The sequence below is a fragment of the Pseudoduganella sp. S-14 genome (assembly GCF_049913285.1).
Taxonomy (GTDB): Bacteria; Pseudomonadota; Gammaproteobacteria; order Burkholderiales; family Burkholderiaceae_D; genus Rugamonas.
The window spans coordinates 1,527,153-1,544,676 of sequence record NZ_CP183991.1 but is presented as its reverse complement, the minus strand read 5'-3'; the positions used below and the strand labels follow the sequence as shown (position 1 = coordinate 1,544,676).

Annotated in this window: 18 protein-coding genes; 9 read left to right on the top strand and 9 right to left on the bottom strand. The window is 64.2% G+C overall.

The window, feature by feature from the left end; translation table 11 throughout:
* Nucleotides 1–66: 66 nt before the first annotated feature.
* Both ACN9MZ_RS07185 and ACN9MZ_RS07180 read right to left on the bottom strand, forming a co-directional pair.
* Nucleotides 67–765 (bottom strand): TIGR00266 family protein, encoded by a 699-nt coding sequence (locus tag ACN9MZ_RS07185; RefSeq protein ID WP_426341525.1) that lies wholly within the window; start codon nt 763–765, stop codon nt 67–69.
* A gap of 4 nt (nt 766–769) precedes the next feature.
* Nucleotides 770–1,810, bottom strand: a complete 1,041-nt coding sequence (locus tag ACN9MZ_RS07180; RefSeq protein WP_426341524.1) for a DUF475 domain-containing protein — start codon at nt 1,808–1,810, stop codon at nt 770–772.
* Between the two features lie 100 nt (nt 1,811–1,910).
* Here ACN9MZ_RS07180 and nhaR point away from each other — a divergent pair, with 100 nt between their 5' ends.
* On the top strand, nt 1,911–2,801 hold the full coding sequence (gene nhaR / locus ACN9MZ_RS07175) for a transcriptional activator NhaR (RefSeq protein ID WP_426341523.1): 891 nt from the start codon (nt 1,911–1,913) through the stop codon (nt 2,799–2,801).
* Here the strand turns inward: nhaR and ACN9MZ_RS07170 are convergent.
* Nucleotides 2,755–3,432, bottom strand: coding sequence for a TetR/AcrR family transcriptional regulator (locus ACN9MZ_RS07170; protein ID WP_426341522.1), 678 nt, complete (start codon nt 3,430–3,432; stop codon nt 2,755–2,757). The two genes, nhaR and ACN9MZ_RS07170, sit on opposite strands and share 47 nt — an antisense overlap.
* Before the next feature lie 77 nt (nt 3,433–3,509).
* Here ACN9MZ_RS07170 and ACN9MZ_RS07165 point away from each other — a divergent pair, with 77 nt between their 5' ends.
* The 7 genes from ACN9MZ_RS07165 to ACN9MZ_RS07135 all read left to right on the top strand — a co-directional run bounded on the left by ACN9MZ_RS07165 (nt 3,510) and on the right by ACN9MZ_RS07135 (nt 12,247).
* Nucleotides 3,510–4,505 carry an HlyD family efflux transporter periplasmic adaptor subunit gene (locus ACN9MZ_RS07165; RefSeq protein ID WP_426341521.1) on the top strand — a complete coding sequence of 332 codons (996 nt, stop codon included), beginning with the start codon at nt 3,510–3,512 and terminating at the stop codon, nt 4,503–4,505.
* Nucleotides 4,506–4,507: 2 nt separating this feature from the next.
* A complete protein-coding gene (locus tag ACN9MZ_RS07160) occupies nt 4,508–6,304 on the top strand; it encodes an ATP-binding cassette domain-containing protein (RefSeq protein WP_426341520.1) in 1,797 nt (598 codons plus the stop codon).
* Nucleotides 6,301–7,443 carry an ABC transporter permease gene (locus ACN9MZ_RS07155; RefSeq protein ID WP_426341519.1) on the top strand — a complete coding sequence of 381 codons (1,143 nt, stop codon included), beginning with the start codon at nt 6,301–6,303 and terminating at the stop codon, nt 7,441–7,443. Before ACN9MZ_RS07160 ends, ACN9MZ_RS07155 begins: the two co-directional genes overlap by 4 nt.
* A gap of 2 nt (nt 7,444–7,445) precedes the next feature.
* The gene (locus ACN9MZ_RS07150; RefSeq protein ID WP_426341518.1) at nt 7,446–8,564 is read left to right on the top strand and encodes an ABC transporter permease; all 1,119 of its coding nucleotides are present in this window, start codon (nt 7,446–7,448) and stop codon (nt 8,562–8,564) included.
* A gap of 12 nt (nt 8,565–8,576) precedes the next feature.
* Nucleotides 8,577–10,034 carry an efflux transporter outer membrane subunit gene (locus tag ACN9MZ_RS07145; protein WP_426341517.1) on the top strand — a complete coding sequence of 486 codons (1,458 nt, stop codon included), beginning with the start codon at nt 8,577–8,579 and terminating at the stop codon, nt 10,032–10,034.
* 88 nt (nt 10,035–10,122) lie between these two features.
* Nucleotides 10,123–11,460 (top strand): hemolysin family protein, encoded by a 1,338-nt coding sequence (locus ACN9MZ_RS07140; protein WP_426341516.1) that lies wholly within the window; start codon nt 10,123–10,125, stop codon nt 11,458–11,460.
* Between the two features lies 1 nt (nt 11,461).
* Nucleotides 11,462–12,247, top strand: coding sequence for a substrate-binding periplasmic protein (locus tag ACN9MZ_RS07135; RefSeq protein WP_426341515.1), 786 nt, complete (start codon nt 11,462–11,464; stop codon nt 12,245–12,247).
* A gap of 3 nt (nt 12,248–12,250) precedes the next feature.
* Here the strand turns inward: ACN9MZ_RS07135 and ACN9MZ_RS07130 are convergent, their stop codons facing one another.
* Genes ACN9MZ_RS07130 through ACN9MZ_RS07105 form a run of 6 tightly spaced genes read right to left on the bottom strand, consistent with a single transcriptional unit; the run spans nt 12,251 to nt 17,238 of the window.
* On the bottom strand, nt 12,251–13,294 hold the full coding sequence (locus tag ACN9MZ_RS07130; protein ID WP_426341514.1) for an AI-2E family transporter: 1,044 nt from the start codon (nt 13,292–13,294) through the stop codon (nt 12,251–12,253).
* 19 nt (nt 13,295–13,313) lie between these two features.
* Nucleotides 13,314–13,892, bottom strand: a complete 579-nt coding sequence (locus tag ACN9MZ_RS07125; protein ID WP_426341513.1) for an SCO family protein — start codon at nt 13,890–13,892, stop codon at nt 13,314–13,316.
* Between the two features lie 3 nt (nt 13,893–13,895).
* Entirely contained in the window at nt 13,896–14,771 is an 876-nt protein-coding gene (gene cyoE / locus ACN9MZ_RS07120; protein WP_426341512.1) for a heme o synthase, read from the bottom strand.
* Nucleotides 14,772–14,773: 2 nt separating this feature from the next.
* Entirely contained in the window at nt 14,774–15,913 is a 1,140-nt protein-coding gene (locus ACN9MZ_RS07115) for a COX15/CtaA family protein (protein ID WP_426341511.1), read from the bottom strand.
* Between the two features lie 10 nt (nt 15,914–15,923).
* On the bottom strand, nt 15,924–16,475 hold the full coding sequence (locus tag ACN9MZ_RS07110) for an SCO family protein (protein ID WP_426342872.1): 552 nt from the start codon (nt 16,473–16,475) through the stop codon (nt 15,924–15,926).
* Nucleotides 16,476–16,512: 37 nt separating this feature from the next.
* Nucleotides 16,513–17,238, bottom strand: a complete 726-nt coding sequence (locus ACN9MZ_RS07105; RefSeq protein ID WP_426341510.1) for an SURF1 family protein — start codon at nt 17,236–17,238, stop codon at nt 16,513–16,515.
* A gap of 33 nt (nt 17,239–17,271) precedes the next feature.
* On the opposite strand from ACN9MZ_RS07105, the gene ACN9MZ_RS07100 reads away from it, so the two are divergent.
* Nucleotides 17,272–17,472 carry a DUF2909 domain-containing protein gene (locus ACN9MZ_RS07100; protein ID WP_155455435.1) on the top strand — a complete coding sequence of 67 codons (201 nt, stop codon included), beginning with the start codon at nt 17,272–17,274 and terminating at the stop codon, nt 17,470–17,472.
* Nucleotides 17,473–17,524: the final 52 nt, after the last annotated feature.

Here is a 17,524-nt window from a genome sequence, read left to right as displayed (position 1 = left end):
TGGCCTGTTGCCAGGACCACCGCAAGGAAGAACGCCATGGGGGGCGTTTAACGGAGGTAAATCGTCTTAGCGGGACTGGTGCGACATCATCCAGGCCACGAAAGCTTCGCGGTTGCGCGAGCAGATCAGCACTTTGCCGCGGCCAGAGAAGCGCAGCACCATGCCTTCGCCGCTGGTCACCGAGTTGACCAGGTTGCCGAACAAGCCTCCACCGGAGCGCGTCGCCACGGCCAGGTCGTAGCGCAGGGCGCTATCCCAGGCCACGACGTGGGCGTTATCGATCACGACTTCCTTGCCCGGCTCCACGTCGACTTCATGCAGCGCGCCGAAGCCCGACACCACCAACTGGCCGGAGCCAGTCGATTCGGTGATAAAGAAGCCGCCGCTCTGGCCGAACAGCGCGTTGCCCACGTTCTGGGTACGCACGCGCAGGTCGATGCCGCTGCTGGCTGCAACAAAGGCGCCGTCGCTGATCAGGTACTGGCGCTCGCCAACTTCCAGCACGCGCATGGCGCCCGGCAGGTTGGGCGACAGCAGGCAGGTGCCGTCGCCGCCGCTGGCTTCGATGTTCTGCTGGAAGAAGGACTCGCCGTTCGCCAGGGAGCGCATCAGGGCGCCGCCCAGGCCGCCGCGCATCTTGCCTTTCAGCTCAAGCGTGGAATCCATCATCACCATCGCGTTCGATTCGCAGAAGATGCGCTCGCCCTGCTTCATCGACACCTGTAGGAAGGGATCGATATCCCCGGTCACTTTAAAAGTCGTCATAGTTTCAGGCTCCCTTCATTTCAAGTTTCTTATGGCGGATCGAAGACCACAGCGAGGCCACGATAAATGCCACGCCAATCAGGCCGGTAATCACTTCCGGAATATGGAACTTCATGCTCGCCAACATGATCACTGCCAGGATGCCGATCGCGTAGTGCGCGCCGTGCTCCAGGTAGACATACTCTTCGAGCGTGCCCTTGTGCACCAGGTAGACCGTCATCGAGCGTACGAACATTGCGCCAATGGCCAGGCCCAGCATGATGATCACGACGTCGCTGGTAATCGCAAACGCGCCGATCACGCCATCGAAGGAGAACGAGGCATCCAGCACTTCCAGGTACAGGAAGCCGCCCACGCCGCCGCGCTTGACCAGTTCACCGGCATTCACGCCGCCTTCTTCGCTCTTCTCCATCCAGGACGACAGCGCATCCACGCCAATGTAGGTCAGCAGGCCCCACATGCCGGCCACCAGCACGATGAATTTCTGCGATTCCTCAACGATGCCGAGGCTGGCCAGCAGCACGCCCATCGAGATCATGATGGCGATCGAAGACACCTTGCCCAGCGCACCCAGCTTGCGTTCCACATTGCCCAGCCAGTGCATCTGCTTTTCATGGTCGAAGATGAAATTCAGGAACACCATCAGCAGGAAGATGCCGCCGAAAGCCGCCACCTCAGCGTGGTGGTTGGTCAGATGGGTCGAGAAGGCTTTCGGGTCGTTCAGCGCCAGGTTCCACACATCGGGAATGCTGAGGTCTGCCGCCACCGCCACGATCACCAGCGGGAATACCAGGCGCATGCCGAATACCGCAATGATGATGCCGACGCCGAGGAACAGCTTTTGCCAGAATGCGTCCCAGTTTTTCAGGACGGAGGCATTGACAACCGCGTTGTCGAAGGAGAGCGAGACTTCCATCACGCTCAGGATAAAGGCGATCCACAAGGCCGCCAGGGCGCCACTGACGCCGGTTTGTTGGTACCCCCACCACCCTGCCACAGCAAGACAGATGAAGGAGACCAGGAATGAGATCCTGAAGTGCTTCATCGGTTGACCCTTTCTCGTTGATAAGTCTGGCAAGTCTAAGCCCAGGACGTTTTTTTAAAAATAGAAGATAATCGAAGTATTACTTCGTAAAAACAGAAGCATGAAAACCACAGGCCTGAACTTCCGCCACCTCTACTTTTTCCGCATGGTCGCCGCCGAAGGCAGCGTGACCCGGGCTGCCGACCGGCTGGGCTTGGCCATCCAGACCGTCAGCACGCAAATCGCCGCACTGGAACAATCGATCGGGAAGTCACTGCTGACCCAGCAGGGACGCCGCCTGGTGCCGACCGAAGCGGGCCGGGTGGCGCTCACCTATGCCGACCAGATTTTCCAGCTCGGCGACCGCATGCAGGAAGCGCTGGAAGAAGTGGGTGCCGGCAAGATCCGGCTGACTGTCGGCATTTCGGACTCCATGCCGAAGCTGATCGCGGCCCACTACCTGCAGGCGGCACTGCCGCCTGACACGCCGGTGCGCCTGGTCTGCACGGAGGGCGAATTTGACGCCCTGCTGGCCGAACTGGCGCTGCATAAGCTGGATGTGGTGCTGACCGACCGCCCGGTGCGCGCCAGCGCATCGCTCAAGGTCTTCAGCCACCTGCTGGGCGAAAGCGAAATGCAGTTGTTCGGCGTGCGCGCGCTGGCGCGCAAGTACGGCAAGGACTTCCCCGCTAGCCTGAACGGCGCGCCGATCCTGCTGCCGACCCGCAATACCGCGCTGCGCGGCCGTATCGACGCATGGCTGCTGGAACAGGACGTGCGGCCCGACGTGGTGGGGGAATTCGAGGACAGCGCCATGCTGAATACCTTCGGCCGCAGCGGCATGGGCCTATTCTTTGCGCCGGCGGCGCTGGCGGGCGACATGCTGGAGCAGTTTGGCGCGGTTCCCGTGGGGCCGGCATCCGAACTGCGCGAACAGTTCTACGCCATCTCCAGCGAACGCCGCATCAGCCACCCTGTGGTCGAGGCGATGCTGAATATTTCGCAGCGATAGCATCAAGGCCGGCGCTGGCATAGGTCATCATGTCGTCGACCAGGCCTTCGGCATCGTCGCCCAGCGCCGGGAACAGCTTCGTGCGCATCTCGCGCGGGGCCACCAGCAGCGCCAGGCACGGCGACATCAGGAGAAAGAGCGCGCGCTGCAGCCCCGGCGTGGTGGGCGGCAGGCCGAGAATTTCACACACCAGTCCCAGCATGACCATGGCCTTGGGCGCGATGGCCTTCTGCACCAGCGCCGCGGCATGTTCGGTGGGCGACATCAGTTCGCGGATCACGACGCGGGCGCCCCAATGGGCCTCCGCCCCGGTGGCGCGCAGCACGATACCGCGCAAGATAACGCGCAGCTTGTCGCGCGGCGCCAGGTCGCGCGACGTGATTTCCTGCATTTCCTCAAGCTTGAGCAAATGATGGTGCGCTTCCACCAGCACCGCTTCGTATAGCGCGCCGCGGCTGCCGAAGTGATAATTGACGGCAGCAATATTGGTGCCGGCGCGCGCGCAGATTTCCTTGCTGGTGGCGTCGGCAAAGCCGCGTTCCGCGAACACCTGCCCGGCCACGTCCAGCAGGGCCTGGCGGGTGGCGTCGCCGTCCTGTCGGCTGGCACGGATTGCTGTCTTTTTTTGCATGGCTCGCATTTTACGTCCAAAACAATTTCAAATCCAAATTTGAATTTGATGTAGAATTTTCCGCAGGAGGTCCTGCCATGAACAAAAAGCTTGTTGGATTTGCCATTGTCGCCGCAGCGGCCATCGCGGCAAGCGCCTGGTACTTGAGCCGTCCTGCGCCAAATGAGAAGGAGCTGGTCCTGTACGGGAATGTCGACCTGCGCCAGGTGGCACTCGCCTTCCCCTCCAGCGAACGGATTGCCCGCGTGCTGGCGGAAGAAGGCCAGAAGGTGCGGCCGGGCGAGGTCCTGGCGGAGCTCGATACGCGCGGCCTGCGTTTGCGCCTGGCGGAGGCCGAAGCCCAGGCGGCGGCCCAGCTGCAGGCGCTGGCTCGCCTCAAGGCCGGCACACGCTCCGAAGAGCTGGCACAGGCGCGTGCTCGCACCAGCGCCGCACAAGCGGATACCGATCTCGCGCACCAGCAGCTCGAGCGCGTATTGGCCGTGCAACGGGACAGCAATGGCCGCGCCGTCAGCCAGCAGGACGTCGACGTCGCGCGCGCCCGCGCCAAATCGGCGCAAGCGGCGCTGGAACAGGCGCGCCAGGCGCAGGAGCTGGCCCAGCACGGCCCGCGCCGCGAAGATATCGCGCAAGCGCAGGCGCAACTCGATGCCGCCAATGCGGCGGTCGCGCTGTTGCAATACCAGCTTGGCGAGGCAACCTTGAAGGCGCCTGTCGACGCGGTGGTGCGCGCGCGGCTGATGGAGCCTGGCGACATGGCTTCGCCGCAGCGTCCTGTCTATACGCTGGCAATGGCCGACCCCAAATGGGTCCGAACCTATGTACGCGAGGCTGACCTGGGCCGTATCAGGCCAGGCATAGCCGCCAGCATTTCCATCGACAGCCAGCCAGGCAAGGCGCTGGCCGGCAAGGTTGGCTACATTTCCTCGGTCGCCGAGTTTACGCCGAAGACCGTGCAGACGGAGGAGCTGCGCACGGCACTGGTCTATGAGGTGCGCGTGCTGGCCGACGACAAGGCCGATGTGCTGCGCATGGGGATGCCGGCAACCGTGCGGATCGCAACCGGGCACTAAGCATGGATTCGGCAGTCCTCAGCGGACGTAGCCTGTCCCGCCACTTCAGCGTCAAAGGCGCAGCAGCGCCTGTGGAGGCGGTGCGCGATGTGACGCTGGAAGTGGCGCCTGGTGCCTTGACTGCGCTGGTCGGGCCCGATGGCGCCGGAAAGACCACTTTGCTGCGCATGGCGGCGGGACTGCTGGCGCCCAGCGGCGGCAGCTTGTCGGTCCTGGGCGTCGATGTCGCGGCGCGTCCGCAGGAGGTGCAGGACCGCATCAGTTATATGCCGCAGCGTTTTGGCTTGTACGAAGACTTGAGCGTGCAGGAAAACATGGACCTGTATGCGGACCTGCATGGCGTGCCGGCGGACGTGCGGCGCGAGCGCTTCGAGCGGCTGCTGCACATGACCGACCTGGCGCGCTTCACCTCGCGGCCGGCGGGCAAGCTGTCCGGAGGGATGAAGCAGAAACTTGGGCTGGCTTGCACGCTGGTGCGCTTGCCGGAGTTGCTGCTGCTCGATGAGCCGACTGTCGGCGTCGACCCCTTGTCGCGGCGCGAACTGTGGGAAATCGTGCGGCAGCTGGTGGAGCAGGAACGGCTTTCCGTAATCGTCAGCACTTCCTACATGGACGAGGCGGAGCGTTGCCAGCAGGTGTTTGTCATGCATCAAGGGCGATTGCTGGCCGCCGGCGCGCCGGCTGACTTGCGTTCTCGTGCCGAGGGCTTGAGTTTTACGGCCGTGCCGCGTACTGGCAATTCGGCGCGGACGTTGCAAGCGCGTTTGCTCGATGCGCGCGATGTCGTGGTCGATGCTGTGCCGGAGGGTGGGCACGTGAGGTTCATCCGGCGGCCGGATGCTTCGGATGGCGCGGTTGCGCAACTGCTTGACGGCTTGCCAGTCAACCCCGTTCCCGCACGGCTGGAAGATGGATTCATGATGCTGCTGCGCGCAGCCCCGCCACCACCCACCTTGCCCACCTTGCCCACCTCGCCCACCTTGCCCGCCTCGCCCGCCCTCACGCCCCCTGCAGCAAGCAAGCCCGCGCGAGCCGCCGGTCCGGCGGGCGGCGCGGATTCGATGATCGAGGTGCGCGACCTGGTGCGGAAGTTTGGCGACTTCACCGCCGTGGCGAGCACCAGCTTCAGCGTGGCGCGCGGCGAGATCTTTGGTTTGCTGGGCCCTAACGGCGCCGGCAAGACCACCACCTTCCGCATGTTGTGTGGACTGCTTCCTGCCAGCTCCGGCTTCCTGCAAGTGGCAGGCGTCAACCTGCGCCACGCCCGCGCACAAGCACGCGCCAAGGTGGGCTACGTATCGCAAAAATTTGCCCTGTACGGCAACCTGACCGTTCGGGAAAACCTCGATTTCTTTGGCGGCGCCTACGGCCTGTACGGCCAGCGCCTGGAACAGCGCACCAGCCAGGTGCTGGAAGAATTCCAGCTGGGCGGACAGGAACACATGCCCAGCGGCCAGCTGCCGGGTGGCTTCAAGCAGCGTCTCGCCATGGCCACCGGCCTGCTGCACGAGCCGGAAGTACTGTTCCTGGACGAGCCAACCAGCGGCGCCGACCCGCTCGCGCGGCGCGAATTCTGGCGCCGCATCACGACACTGTCGGAGCAAGGCGTCACCGTCGTGGTGACCACCCACTTCATGGAAGAAGCCGAGTACTGCGACCGCATCGTGATCCAGGATGCCGGCAAGGTACTGGCCATCGGCACGCCGCGCGAGGTCCGGAAGCAAGCGGACGATGCAGGCAATATGGAAGACGCCTTCATCAGGATCGTCGAACAGAACCGCAACGGAGGCGCACCGTGAACAACGGCTTCCGCTCCCGCCTCGCAGCACTGGTGCGCAAGGAATTCCGCCAGCTCCTGCGCGACGCTTCGAACCTGGCAATCGGCATCGTCCTGCCAATCGTGCTGATCCTGATTTTCGGCTACGGCCTGTCGCTGGACGTAAAAAATGCTCCGGTCGCCATCGTCATGGAAGACAGTTCGCCAACCGCCCAGGAAGCTGTCGCCGGCTTCAGCCTGTCGCCATCTTTCGCGCCGCTGCCCGTCACGTCGATGCACGATGCCGAGGCCTTGATGCGCGACCGCCGCGTGGACGCCATCGTTCGAATTCCCGCCACCTTTACGCGCGATGCAGCAGCAGGCGGTGCCGCCGTGCAAATCATCGTACACGGCGCGGAAGCCAATCGCGCCAGCATCATCCTGAACTACGCAAGCGGCGCATTGCAGCAATGGAGTGCTCGCCGGGCAGAACGCCTGGGCAGCGCCGCCCGCGCCGACGCCCTCTCCGCCAACGGCGCGGTTCGCATCGACCAGCGCATCTGGTACAACAGCGCCAATACCAGCACCTGGTACCTGGTGCCCGGCCTGATTGTGCTGATCATGACGCTGGTGGGGGCCTTCCTCACCGCCCTGGTGATGGCACGCGAATGGGAACGCGGCACGCTGGAAGCGCTGTTCGTCACGCCGGTGCGGCCCGTCGAAATCCTGCTGGCCAAGGTCATCCCCTACTTCTGTGTCGGGATGATGGGACTCTTCCTGTGCCTGGCCGCCGCACGCTTCCTGTTCAAGGTGCCGATGCAGGGATCGCTGCTGGTCATCATTTTCGCCTCCATGCTGTACCTGGTCGTCGCAGTCGGCATGGGGTTGCTGATATCTTCCGCGACCAGGAACCAATTCCTCGCCAGCCAGCTTGCCCTGGTCAGCAGCTTCATGCCTTCGCTGATGTTGTCCGGCTTCCTGTTCGACCTGCGCAACGTGCCGCTGGCGGTGCAGGTGGTCGGCCGCATCCTGCCCGCAACCTACTTCATGGAGCTGGTAAAGACCCTGTTCCTGGCCGGGAACGTCTGGCCGCTGATACTGCGCAACTGCGCCATCCTCGCCGCCTACGCCGTGCTGTTGCTGGGCGTCGCCCGCGCGGTGACCCGCAAGCAATTGGACTAGCCATGATCGCATTCTTCCGCCGCATTGCTGTCATCGTCCGCAAGGAATTCCTGGCTGTGCTCAAGGATCCCAAGAGCCGCTTTATCCTGCTGGTGCCCGCCATCGTGCAAAGCCTGCTGTTTGGCTACGCCGCGACCTATGACCTGACGTACGTGCCGTATGCGCTGAATGACGCCAGCCACAGCGCCGCCTCTGCCGAGCTGCTGGCCAGGCTGGATGCCAGCGGTACCTTTCGCCGCACGCTGACCTTCGAAACGCAGGAAGCGCTGCGCGATGCGATCGACAGTGAAAAGGCCCTGCTTGCCATCAGCATTCCCGTCGACTTCGAACGCCGCCTGTATGCTGGCGATGCGGCGCCGCTGCAAATCGTGCTGGACGGGCGTAATTCCAACACGGCCGGTTCAGCCGCAGCCTATGTCAGCGCCGTGGTCGCAGACTTCAACCGCCAGTGGCGCGAGCAGCACGGCGGCGTCCCGCCTGCATTGCGCGTCGAAGCACGCGCCTGGTTCAATCCGAACCTGGAGACCCGCTGGTATCTGATGCCGGGCATGATCGCGGCCCTGAGCATGCTGCAAACCCTGCTGCTGACCGCCCTTTCCGTGGCGCGCGAGCGCGAGCAAGGCACCTTCGACCAGTTGTTGGTCACACCGCTGACGCCGATCGACATCATGATCGGCAAGGCCCTGCCGCCCATCGTAATCGGGCTGGTGCAGTCGACGCTGATCCTGCTGGTCACGCGGCTTTGGTTCGGCGTGCCGATGGCGGGATCGCTGCTTTCGATCTACGCTGGGCTGACGCTGTTTACGGTTGCCAGCGTCGGTATCGGCCTGTCGATATCGGCCGTATCGCTGAACATGCAGCAAGCCATGTTGTACACCTTTGTCCTGGTGATGCCGATGATGCTGCTGTCCGGGCTCACCACGCCGGTACGGAACATGCCGCGTGTGCTGCAAGTCGCGACGATGGCAAATCCCCTGCGCTTTGCCATCGACATGGTGCAGCGGATTTATCTTGAAGGCGTCGCCCTCGGCACGCTGTGGCCAAATATGGTGCCGCTCGTGCTGATTGCCCTGATAACGCTGCCCCTGGCGGCATGGCTGTTCCGCCACCGTCTTGCCTGAACTGGAACCATCATGAAACAGATCACCGTCTCCCTGCTTTGCCTGGCGCTGGCTGCTTGTACGGTTGGGCCGGATTACCACGAACCGGTCGTGCAAGCCCCAGCTGCCTATGGAGACTGGCACGGCGGGGCTGCTGCCCTGCGCGAGACAGGCCTGGCAGACGGCACGGCGCAATCGTTTGCCCGCTTCGACGATCCCGTATTGCGCAGCCTGCAGCAGCAAGCCCTGGCCGCAAGCTTGGACGTGCAGTCGGCCGCGTTGCGCTTCGCCCAAAGCAGGATCGCGCGCAACGTAGCCGCCGCCGCCCACGGACCGCAGCTCACTGCCCATGCCGGTGCCGCCCGGCAGCGCCAGTCGGAGTCCGGCGCGGGGACGCGCATGGTCGACGCGATCGCGCCAGCCAATCGCGAAGTGCTGATCGAAAAGCTCAGCGATCCCTTCGCGCTGTACCAGGCCGGCTTTGATGCCGCCTGGGAGCTGGACTTGTGGGGACGCCTGCGGCGCAGCGTGCAGGCAGCCGACGCCGGCATGGCGGAGGCCAGCTCTATCCTGCGCGACGTGCAACTGGCGGTGCAGCTGGAAGTGGCGCGCAATTACTACGAGCTGCGCGCAGCCCAGCGCCAGCAGGAATTGCTTCAGGCCGACCTGGCCGCGGCGCGCGACATGGCTGCGCTGGCCTCGGCCCGCCAGCGCGGCGGACTCGCCACCGATCTCGAAGTCGAGCAACAGCGTCTGGCGCTTGCCGAACTCGAAGGGCGCGCGCCGGCCCTGTTCGAGCAGGAAGCGGCAGCCGCCAACAGGCTGACCATGTTGCTTGCCAAGCCGCCCGGCGCACTTCAGGAGCAACTCGCAGCGCAGCAGGACGCGCCGGCGCCAAACGGCCCTGACCTTGCACTTGGCGTGCCGGGAGAAGTCATGCGGCATCGCCCGGACATCCAGTCGGCAGAGGCCCGCCTGCAGGCGGCAACGGCGAGGATCGGCGTGGCAGTGGCCGACCTTTATCCGCGCATCACGCTTGGCCTCTCGCTCGGCTTCGAATCGGTCGATGCCGGCAAGTTCGGCGACTGGGGCAGCCGCCAATGGTCGCTCGGACCGAGCCTGCAACTGCCGGTCTTCGACAATGGGCGGCGGCGCGCGACCGTCGAACTGCGCAAGCTGGAAGAGCAGGAAGCCGCCATCAACTTCCAGAAAACCGTCCTGAAAGCCTGGCATGAAATGGATGACGCGCTGTCCGCCTACGCCGCCGCGCGCCAGCGCCGGCAAGCCCTCGCCGCCCGGGAAGCCAGCGCCCGTTCCACGCTCGAACTGGCCGCAACGCGCGCGCGGCGCGGCATGAGCGACGAGCTGCAGGTACTGCAGGCGCAGCGCGCCCTGCTTGCCATCCAGCGCGAGCGCACCGCCAGCGACAACGAGCTGGCCATGCGCCTGCTGGCCATTTGCAAGGCCAGCGGCCTGGCTCCGCAGCCTTAGCTTTCCGTCAAGAAATTATCACAATTGCGCGAGCTATGCCCCGGGTCGGATAAGATAGAGGTTTTCGACTCTCCGCCTTAGGGCGCATATGGACAACCTTTTACTAGTCATTTTCGCACTCTTCCTCGTAGCACTGAACGGCTTCTACGTCGCCGCTGAATTCAGCATCGTCACCCTGCGCCGCACCCGCGTGCGTGCCATCGAAAAGACCCAGGGCCTGCGTGGCCGCATCCTTGCCAAGGTCCACGGCCAGCTCGATGCCTACCTGTCCGCCTGCCAATTGGGCATTACCCTTGCCTCGCTCGGCCTGGGCTGGATCGGCGAGCCTGCCTTTGCTCGCCTGCTGGAACCCCTGCTCACTTTCATCGGCATCACCTCGCCGGAAATCGTGCACGGCATTTCCTTCGTGTTCGCCTTCGTCACCATCTCCTTCCTGCACATCGTGGTGGGCGAGCTGGCGCCGAAATCGCTGGCTATCCGCATTCCCGAAGCGGTCGCGCTGTGGAGCGCCATTCCGCTGTACGCCTTCTACTGGACCATGTACCCAGCCATCTGGCTGCTGAACCAGAGCGCCAACGCGGTGCTGCGCCTGGCCGGGCTTGGCAATGCCGGCGGCCACGAGTCGCACTACTCGACCGACGAACTGAAGCTGATCCTGCGCACCAGCCAGCCCGGCGAATCGTTCAACAAGGACGAACGCAACATCCTGGCCAACTCGCTGGACTTCTCGCAACTGAGCGTGGCCGACCTGATGCGCCCGATCAATGAGGTGATTGCGCTGCACGCCGACCGTTCGATCGACGAAAACCTCGACACGGTGGTGCGCAACCGTTTCAGCCGCTACCCTTACTTCGACGAAGAAGGCGACGCGGTGCTGGGCGTGGTGCACCTGAAGGACCTGTTCTTCGCCCTGCAGTCGCGCAAGGAACTGAAAAACCTGGCAGGCTTCCTGCGCCCGGTGGAAACCATCTCCGCCCGCACCCCGGCGCTGGAACTGTTCCGCCGCTTCAAGGATGGCGCGCCGCACTTCGCCCTGATCGGCGAAAAGGGCAAGCGCCCGGTGGGCTTCCTCACGCTGGACAACCTGCTGGGCGCCATGGTCGGCGAAATCCACGACGAATTCCGCCTCAACGAGAACGACTGGCTGGCGCAGCCCGACGGCTCCCTGATCGGCAAGGCCAGCCTGCCCATCTTCTCCCTGGAGCGCATCCTCGGCGTCGACATCGAGAACGAAGAAATGGGCCTGGATGAAGTGGAATCGGTCGGTGGCCTGATCATGCTGAAGCTTGGCGACATTCCGAAGCAGGGCCAGCGCGTCGAATTCGATGCCTTCGACCTGGTCGTGAAAAAGATGAACGGCCCGCGTATACTGTTGGTAAAGGTAATCCCGCGCAACCTGCCGCCCGATTCCGACGAACAGGATTGATATGCTCGTGCGCAGTATGCTGCTGGCCGTTGCAACCTGCCTTGCCGGCAGCGCCGCAGCGGCCCCCTGCGGTCCCTACACGGTCGCCATGTACGAACACGGCGCCCTGTACTACCGCAGTGGCGAGCAATGGGCGGGCATCGACAAGGACATCGTCGACGAACTGGCGCGCCGCACCGGTTGCGAACTGCGCATGACGCGCGATTCGCGCATCCGCATCTGGACCATGCTGAAAGACGGGACGCTGGACATGACCATGTCCGGCATCGCCACGCCCGAACGCGAAGCTTTTGCCCGTTTCACGCCCTACCTGCAGTCGCGCAATATGCTCCTGCTGCGCAACGAGGTGGCGCGGCATGCCGCCACGCTCGAACAATTCGCCGCGCAGCCGGAGCTGAAGATAGCCGTGATCAAGGGATTCCGGCACGGCACCACCTATGACGCCTGGCTGGAGCTGCTGCGCAAGCAGGGCCGCGTGTATGACACGCCCGACTACACCACGCTGCTGCGGCTATTCCAGTATGGCCGCGTGCACGCCATCCTCCAGTTGAGCAGCAATGTCGACGCCTTGCACCGCGATCCCCGGTTGCGCGGACAGTTCCGCGTCCTGGACCTGGTGCCGCGCGAGAACGTCCAGGGTTCGCTGGTGATTTCCCGCCTGGTTGCCGATACCTCGGCCAGCAGGATCGAACAGGCGCTGCGCGCCATGCGCGAAGACGGCACCGTCAAGACCATCCTGGAGCGTCATACCAGCCCCGAACGGGCGCTGGCCATGCTGGTGCGCTAGCGCTCAAACGACTGGCTTGACCTTGGTCCAGTTCCTGAGCAGGCCAAGCGCCACCGCCAGCAGGGTCGGGCCGATGAACAGGCCGACGAAGCCGAAGGCCAGCACGCCCCCCATCACGCCAAGCAGCACCAGCGCGAACGGCAGGCTGGAGCCGCGCGAAATCAGGATCGGCTTGACCACATTATCCACGCCGCTGATCACGACCGTGCCGTAAATCAGCATGAAGATGCCCCAGCCGGTCATCCCCTGCGAGAACAGCCAGATCGCCGCACCGCCCCAGATCAGCGGCGGGCCCACCGGCACCAGCGAGAAGACAAAGGTGGCTACCGACAGCAGGGCCACCGCGGGCACCCTCGCAATCAGGAAACCCACCGCCGCTACGGCTGCCTGCGCCAGCGCGGTGCCAAGCATGCCGTACATCACGCCGGTCACGGTACGGCTGACAGTCTCCGCGACTTCGACCGCATGTTCGCCCATGATCTTGTCCATGCCCACTTCCAGCGCGGCCACGATGTTATGGCCGTCGCGGTACAGGAAGAACGAGACAAAGGCGGCCAGGCTGACCTGCGCCACGCCGGCGCCCAGCACGATGCCGCTATTGAGCAGGATGTTGCGGGCCGGTTCCACGTATTTCTTGGCCACGGCCAGCAGCTCCTCCTTGCTGCTCAGGATCTGGCGCAGGTAGGAATCGACCGACTCGCCCACCAGGGGCAACTGGCGCAGCCACGCTGGCGGCTCGAAGCCGCCGGCATCGAGCGCATCGCGGGCACCGCGGTAGAAGTGGGTTACGCTGTCGGCGATATTCCATGTCACCAGCGACAGCGGCAAGACGATGATCAAGACCAGCGTCACCGTCATCACCGCCGCAGCAAGCGTGCGCCGGCCTTTCAGGCGCGCCAGCAGGCGCTGGTACAGGGGCCAGGAAGAAATCGCAATGGCGGCGGCAAACAGGATGCCGGCCAGGAAGGGGCGCAGGACGTAGAGGCAGCCAATGACGAGGAAGACAATGGCTGCCAGGCGGCTATAGGGCTGAAATCGTTGTTCCATGCCCTTAGCTTAGCAGGAATCAGTTGGCGACGAGAAGCTTCAGGTCATGCACGATAGGCGCCGGCCCGCCGCCATGGCGCAGGAACAGGCGCAGCTTGCCGCTCTTGTCGAACACATAGCTGCCGGCCGTATGGTCGATGGTGTAGCTGTCAGGCGTCTTGCCAGGCACCTTCTGGTAGAACACCTTGAACTCCTTGGCGGTGGCGGCGACCTGCTGCGGCGTGCCATACAGGCCCACGAAGCGCGGGTCGAAGCCCGGAACATATTGCGACAGCAGTTCCTTGGTGTCGCGTTCAGGGTCCAGGGTGGCGAACAGCACCTGCACCTTGTCGGCGTCCGGCCCCAGCTCCTTCATCACGGCCGACATTTCAGCCATGGTGGTCGGGCACACGTCCGGGCAATGGGTAAAGCCGAAGAACAGCACCACCACCTTGCCCTTGTAGGATTCCAGCGTCACCGGCTTGCCGGTGTGGTCATTCAGCGAAAAGCCCTTGCCGTAGTCGAGGCCCGTCAGGTCGGTGTTTTCAAACTTCAGCTGCTTCTCGCCGCAAGCGGCCAGCGCCAGCAGCATGAACAGTGCCGCAAACAGTTTTTTCATGACTTAGAACTTGAAATAGTGGTCGACCAGCAGCGCCGCGAACAGCAGCGACAGGTAGATGATGGACCAGGTGAAAGCCTTGCGCGCAACGATATCGCTGTAGTGCTTGTAAATGCGCCAGCCGTAGTACAAGAATACCGCGTTCAGGGCAATCGCGCTGAACAGGTAAATCAGGCCGCTCATTTTCACGGCGAACGGCAGCAGCGTGGTGGCAGCCAGGATGATCGAGTACAGCCAGACGTGGAAGGCGGTGAAGCCCATGCCGTGGGTGACCGGCAGCATCGGCAAGCCGGAACGCTCGTAGTCGGCCTTGCGGTACATCGCCAGCGCCCAGAAGTGCGGCGGGGTCCAGACGAAGATGATCAGCACCAGCAGCCAGGCTTGCATTGGCACGTCGTTGGCGATGGCGGCCCAGCCCAGGGCCGGCGGCATCGCGCCGGACAGGCCGCCGATCACGATGTTCTGCGGCGTAGCGGGCTTCAGGATCATGGTGTAGATCACGGCGTAGCCGACGAAGGTGACAAAGGTCAGCCACATGGTCAGCGGGTTGACCAGCTGGTGCAGGATCCACATGCCGGCGCCGCCGATCGCGGCGGCAAACACCACGGTCTGGGGAACGGTGATATCGCCCATCGCCATCGGGCGGCGCGCGGTGCGCGCCATGCGGGCATCGATTTCGCGCTCGGCCAGGCAGTTGACGGCAAACGCCGCGCCGGACAGCAACCAGATGCCGGCAGTCGCCGCGATCACCACGCGCCAGTCAGGCATGCCGTCGGAGGCCAGGAACATGCCGATGACGGCGCAAAACACCGCCAGCTGCGTCACGCGCGGCTTGGTCAGGGCCCAGTACTGGCCCATGCGGGAGGTCGAGGATTTCATTGTTATTGGTAGGCGGGGGCAGCCAGGTACTTAGCCCTGTAGTTTATCATGGTCAGCAACAGCACCAGGGCTGCCGCACCGGCGTTATGGATCACGGCAATGGCCAGCGGGAAGTTGAAATAAACGGTCGCCACCCCGGTAAATGCCTGCAGCACCAGCACCGCCGCCATCCAGCGCGCGTGCCTGCCCAGGCCTTCGACGCGCCATGCCTGCCAGGCGGTCACGCCGAGCACCAGCACCACCACGGCAGCAAAGTTGCGATGCACCCAATGGATCGCCGTCAGCGCCTCGAAAGGCAGGTAGTGGCCGGCAGCGGTCTTGCCCAGCGCACGCCACAGGTGAAAGCCGTGCTCGAAGTCCATCGGCGGCACCCAGGCCCCGGCACACGTCGGGAATTCGGTGCAGGCCAGCGTCGCGTAGTTCGAACTGACCCAGGCGCCCAGCGCCAGCTGCACCAGCAGCACCACGCCGGACAGCCCCGCCAGCAGGCGGATACGGCCCAGGCGCGCCGCTTGCGAGCCCGCTGCGCGCGGCAGCGGCGCATGCAGCTGGTCTTCGCGGCCGCCGAACCAGGCCAGCAGCGCCAGCAGGGACATGCCCAGCACCAGGTGGCCGGTCACGAAGATCGGCTGCAGCTTCTGCGTCACGGTCCAGGCGCCAAACGCGCCTTGCAGCAGGATGAAGAAGAACAGGAAAGTCGGGTAGCCTGGCGGAATGCGGCGCGCCATGCCTGCACCGGCGCCGGCGCCCCCCCTGCCCGTCGAGCGCCACCACGCCACGCCCATCATGGCCACGATCAGCACGCCGATGCCCATGGCGAGATAGCGATGGATCATCTCGATCCAGGCCTTCATCATGGTGACCGGACCGGTCGGCATCAGCGCTTCGGCGGCGCGGATCTGCTCATGCGCGATGAAAGGATTGGCTTCCCCGTAGCAGCCCGGCCAGTCCGGGCAGCCCAGGCCCGAATCGGTCAGTCGCGTGAAGGCGCCGAACACGATCAGGTCGAAGGTCAGGAAGACCGCGATCCAGACCAGCTTGCGGTACTTGTTGGTGTCCCTGGAAATCCAGACGACCGACAGCGGCAGCGACGCTACGACCAAGGCCGTAATCGCCATATGGGCAAAGGAGTGATGGTCCATCGAGCCCGCCTTAGCCGATAGCCGAAGCCTTGAGCACCTTGGCCAGGTCCTTCTTCACCTTGGCCGGCTCGGCGTCTTTCGGGAAGCGCATCATCAGATGGCCCATCGGGTCGATCAGGTAGATGTGCTCTTCCACCTTGCCGCCCTTTTCCAGCGGCAGCCACTTCGCCACCGCGTCGGCCGGCGCGCGCAGGAAGCGGGTGCCGTCGTTCACGCGCAGCATGAAGGTTTCCAGCGGCTCGTTATCGGTGATCAGCCACACGCGCTCGATGCGGTCGGCTTCCTTGCCCTGCATGGTGCGCAGCTGGCGCATCATGAACAGCATGTCCTGACACTTCTGGTCGCAGGCCGAGCCGCCCACCTTGACCATCAGCCACTTGCCCTTGAAGTCTTCCAGCGTCTGCGGCTTGCCGTCCACCGTGGTGCTGGCCATGGCCGGGATCGGGTGCTGGCGCGGGTCGAGCAGGTCGCCGTAGTTGGTGCGGCCTTCCGGCTTGATGAAGTAGTAGGTGAAGTAGGAGGCAATGATCGGCGCGGCGCACACCAGCAGCACCGCGAACATGCTCCAGCGTCCACGGCGGCGCTGGTTCTCGTCTTGTTTAGCGTTTTCCACTTTTTCTCAATCCGGTGAATACAAAGAAAAGTACTGCCATTGCCGCCAGCGCATACCACTGGAAGGCGTAACCTTTATGCTTGTCCGCGCCCATCGCCGGGGCGGGCCAGTCGCGCTGCAGCGCTTCGGCGGTGGCGGTCGCGCCATCCGGCGACGACTGCTCGACCACTAACGGCTGGAACTTCCAGCCGGTCGCCGCGGCAAGCGACGCCGCATCGGCATTCTGCACGATCGCGCCAGGGGCCAGTTTGGGCGCTTCGCCCAGTTGCATCACATGCCCCGGCGCCAGCCGAGCGATGCCTTCGACCACCACCGGGCCCGCCGGCGTCGCATACGAGGGCAGCTTGCTGCGGTCGGCCATATCGCGCGGCAGCCAGCCGCGCGCCACCAGCACATGCATATCGCTGCCGGCCAGCCGCAAAGGCATCAACAAGTAGAAGCCGGGACGTCCCGCGCGCGGACGGTTATCGAGGTAGACCGGCCAGCTGCTGTCCCACTCGCCTCGCAGGCGCACGCGACGGAACTCAATGTCGGCGGCAGCCACCGGCGCGGCGCCCAGATCCAAAGGCGCAGCGGCATTGCCGGCCGCCAGGCGCGCCTCGAGCGCCAACTTCTGGGCCGCGCGGCCATCCTGCCAGCGGCCGGCGGAAACGCCGATCGCCACCAGCACCACGGTGGCCAGGAAGGGGATCAACCGGAAGCGGAATGCCATACAATAAGGTTCCTCAGAAACCGCCTACTTACCATGAAATACTTCGTTGCCGTAGCCTTCGTGCTGATCATTGGCAGCCTGGCTTCAGCCTTCATCAGCATGATGCGCAGCAAATCGGCCAACCCGAAAATGGTGCGCGCTTTTGCGCTGCGCGTGGGCTTCTCGATCGCGCTGTTCATCACCATCCTGGTGCTGGCAAAGCTCGGCTATATTAAGCCAACTGGCATACGCTAAATGCAAAAAGCCGCATCTGCACAGAGCGCGACCTAGGGCGCGTTCTGGCCGA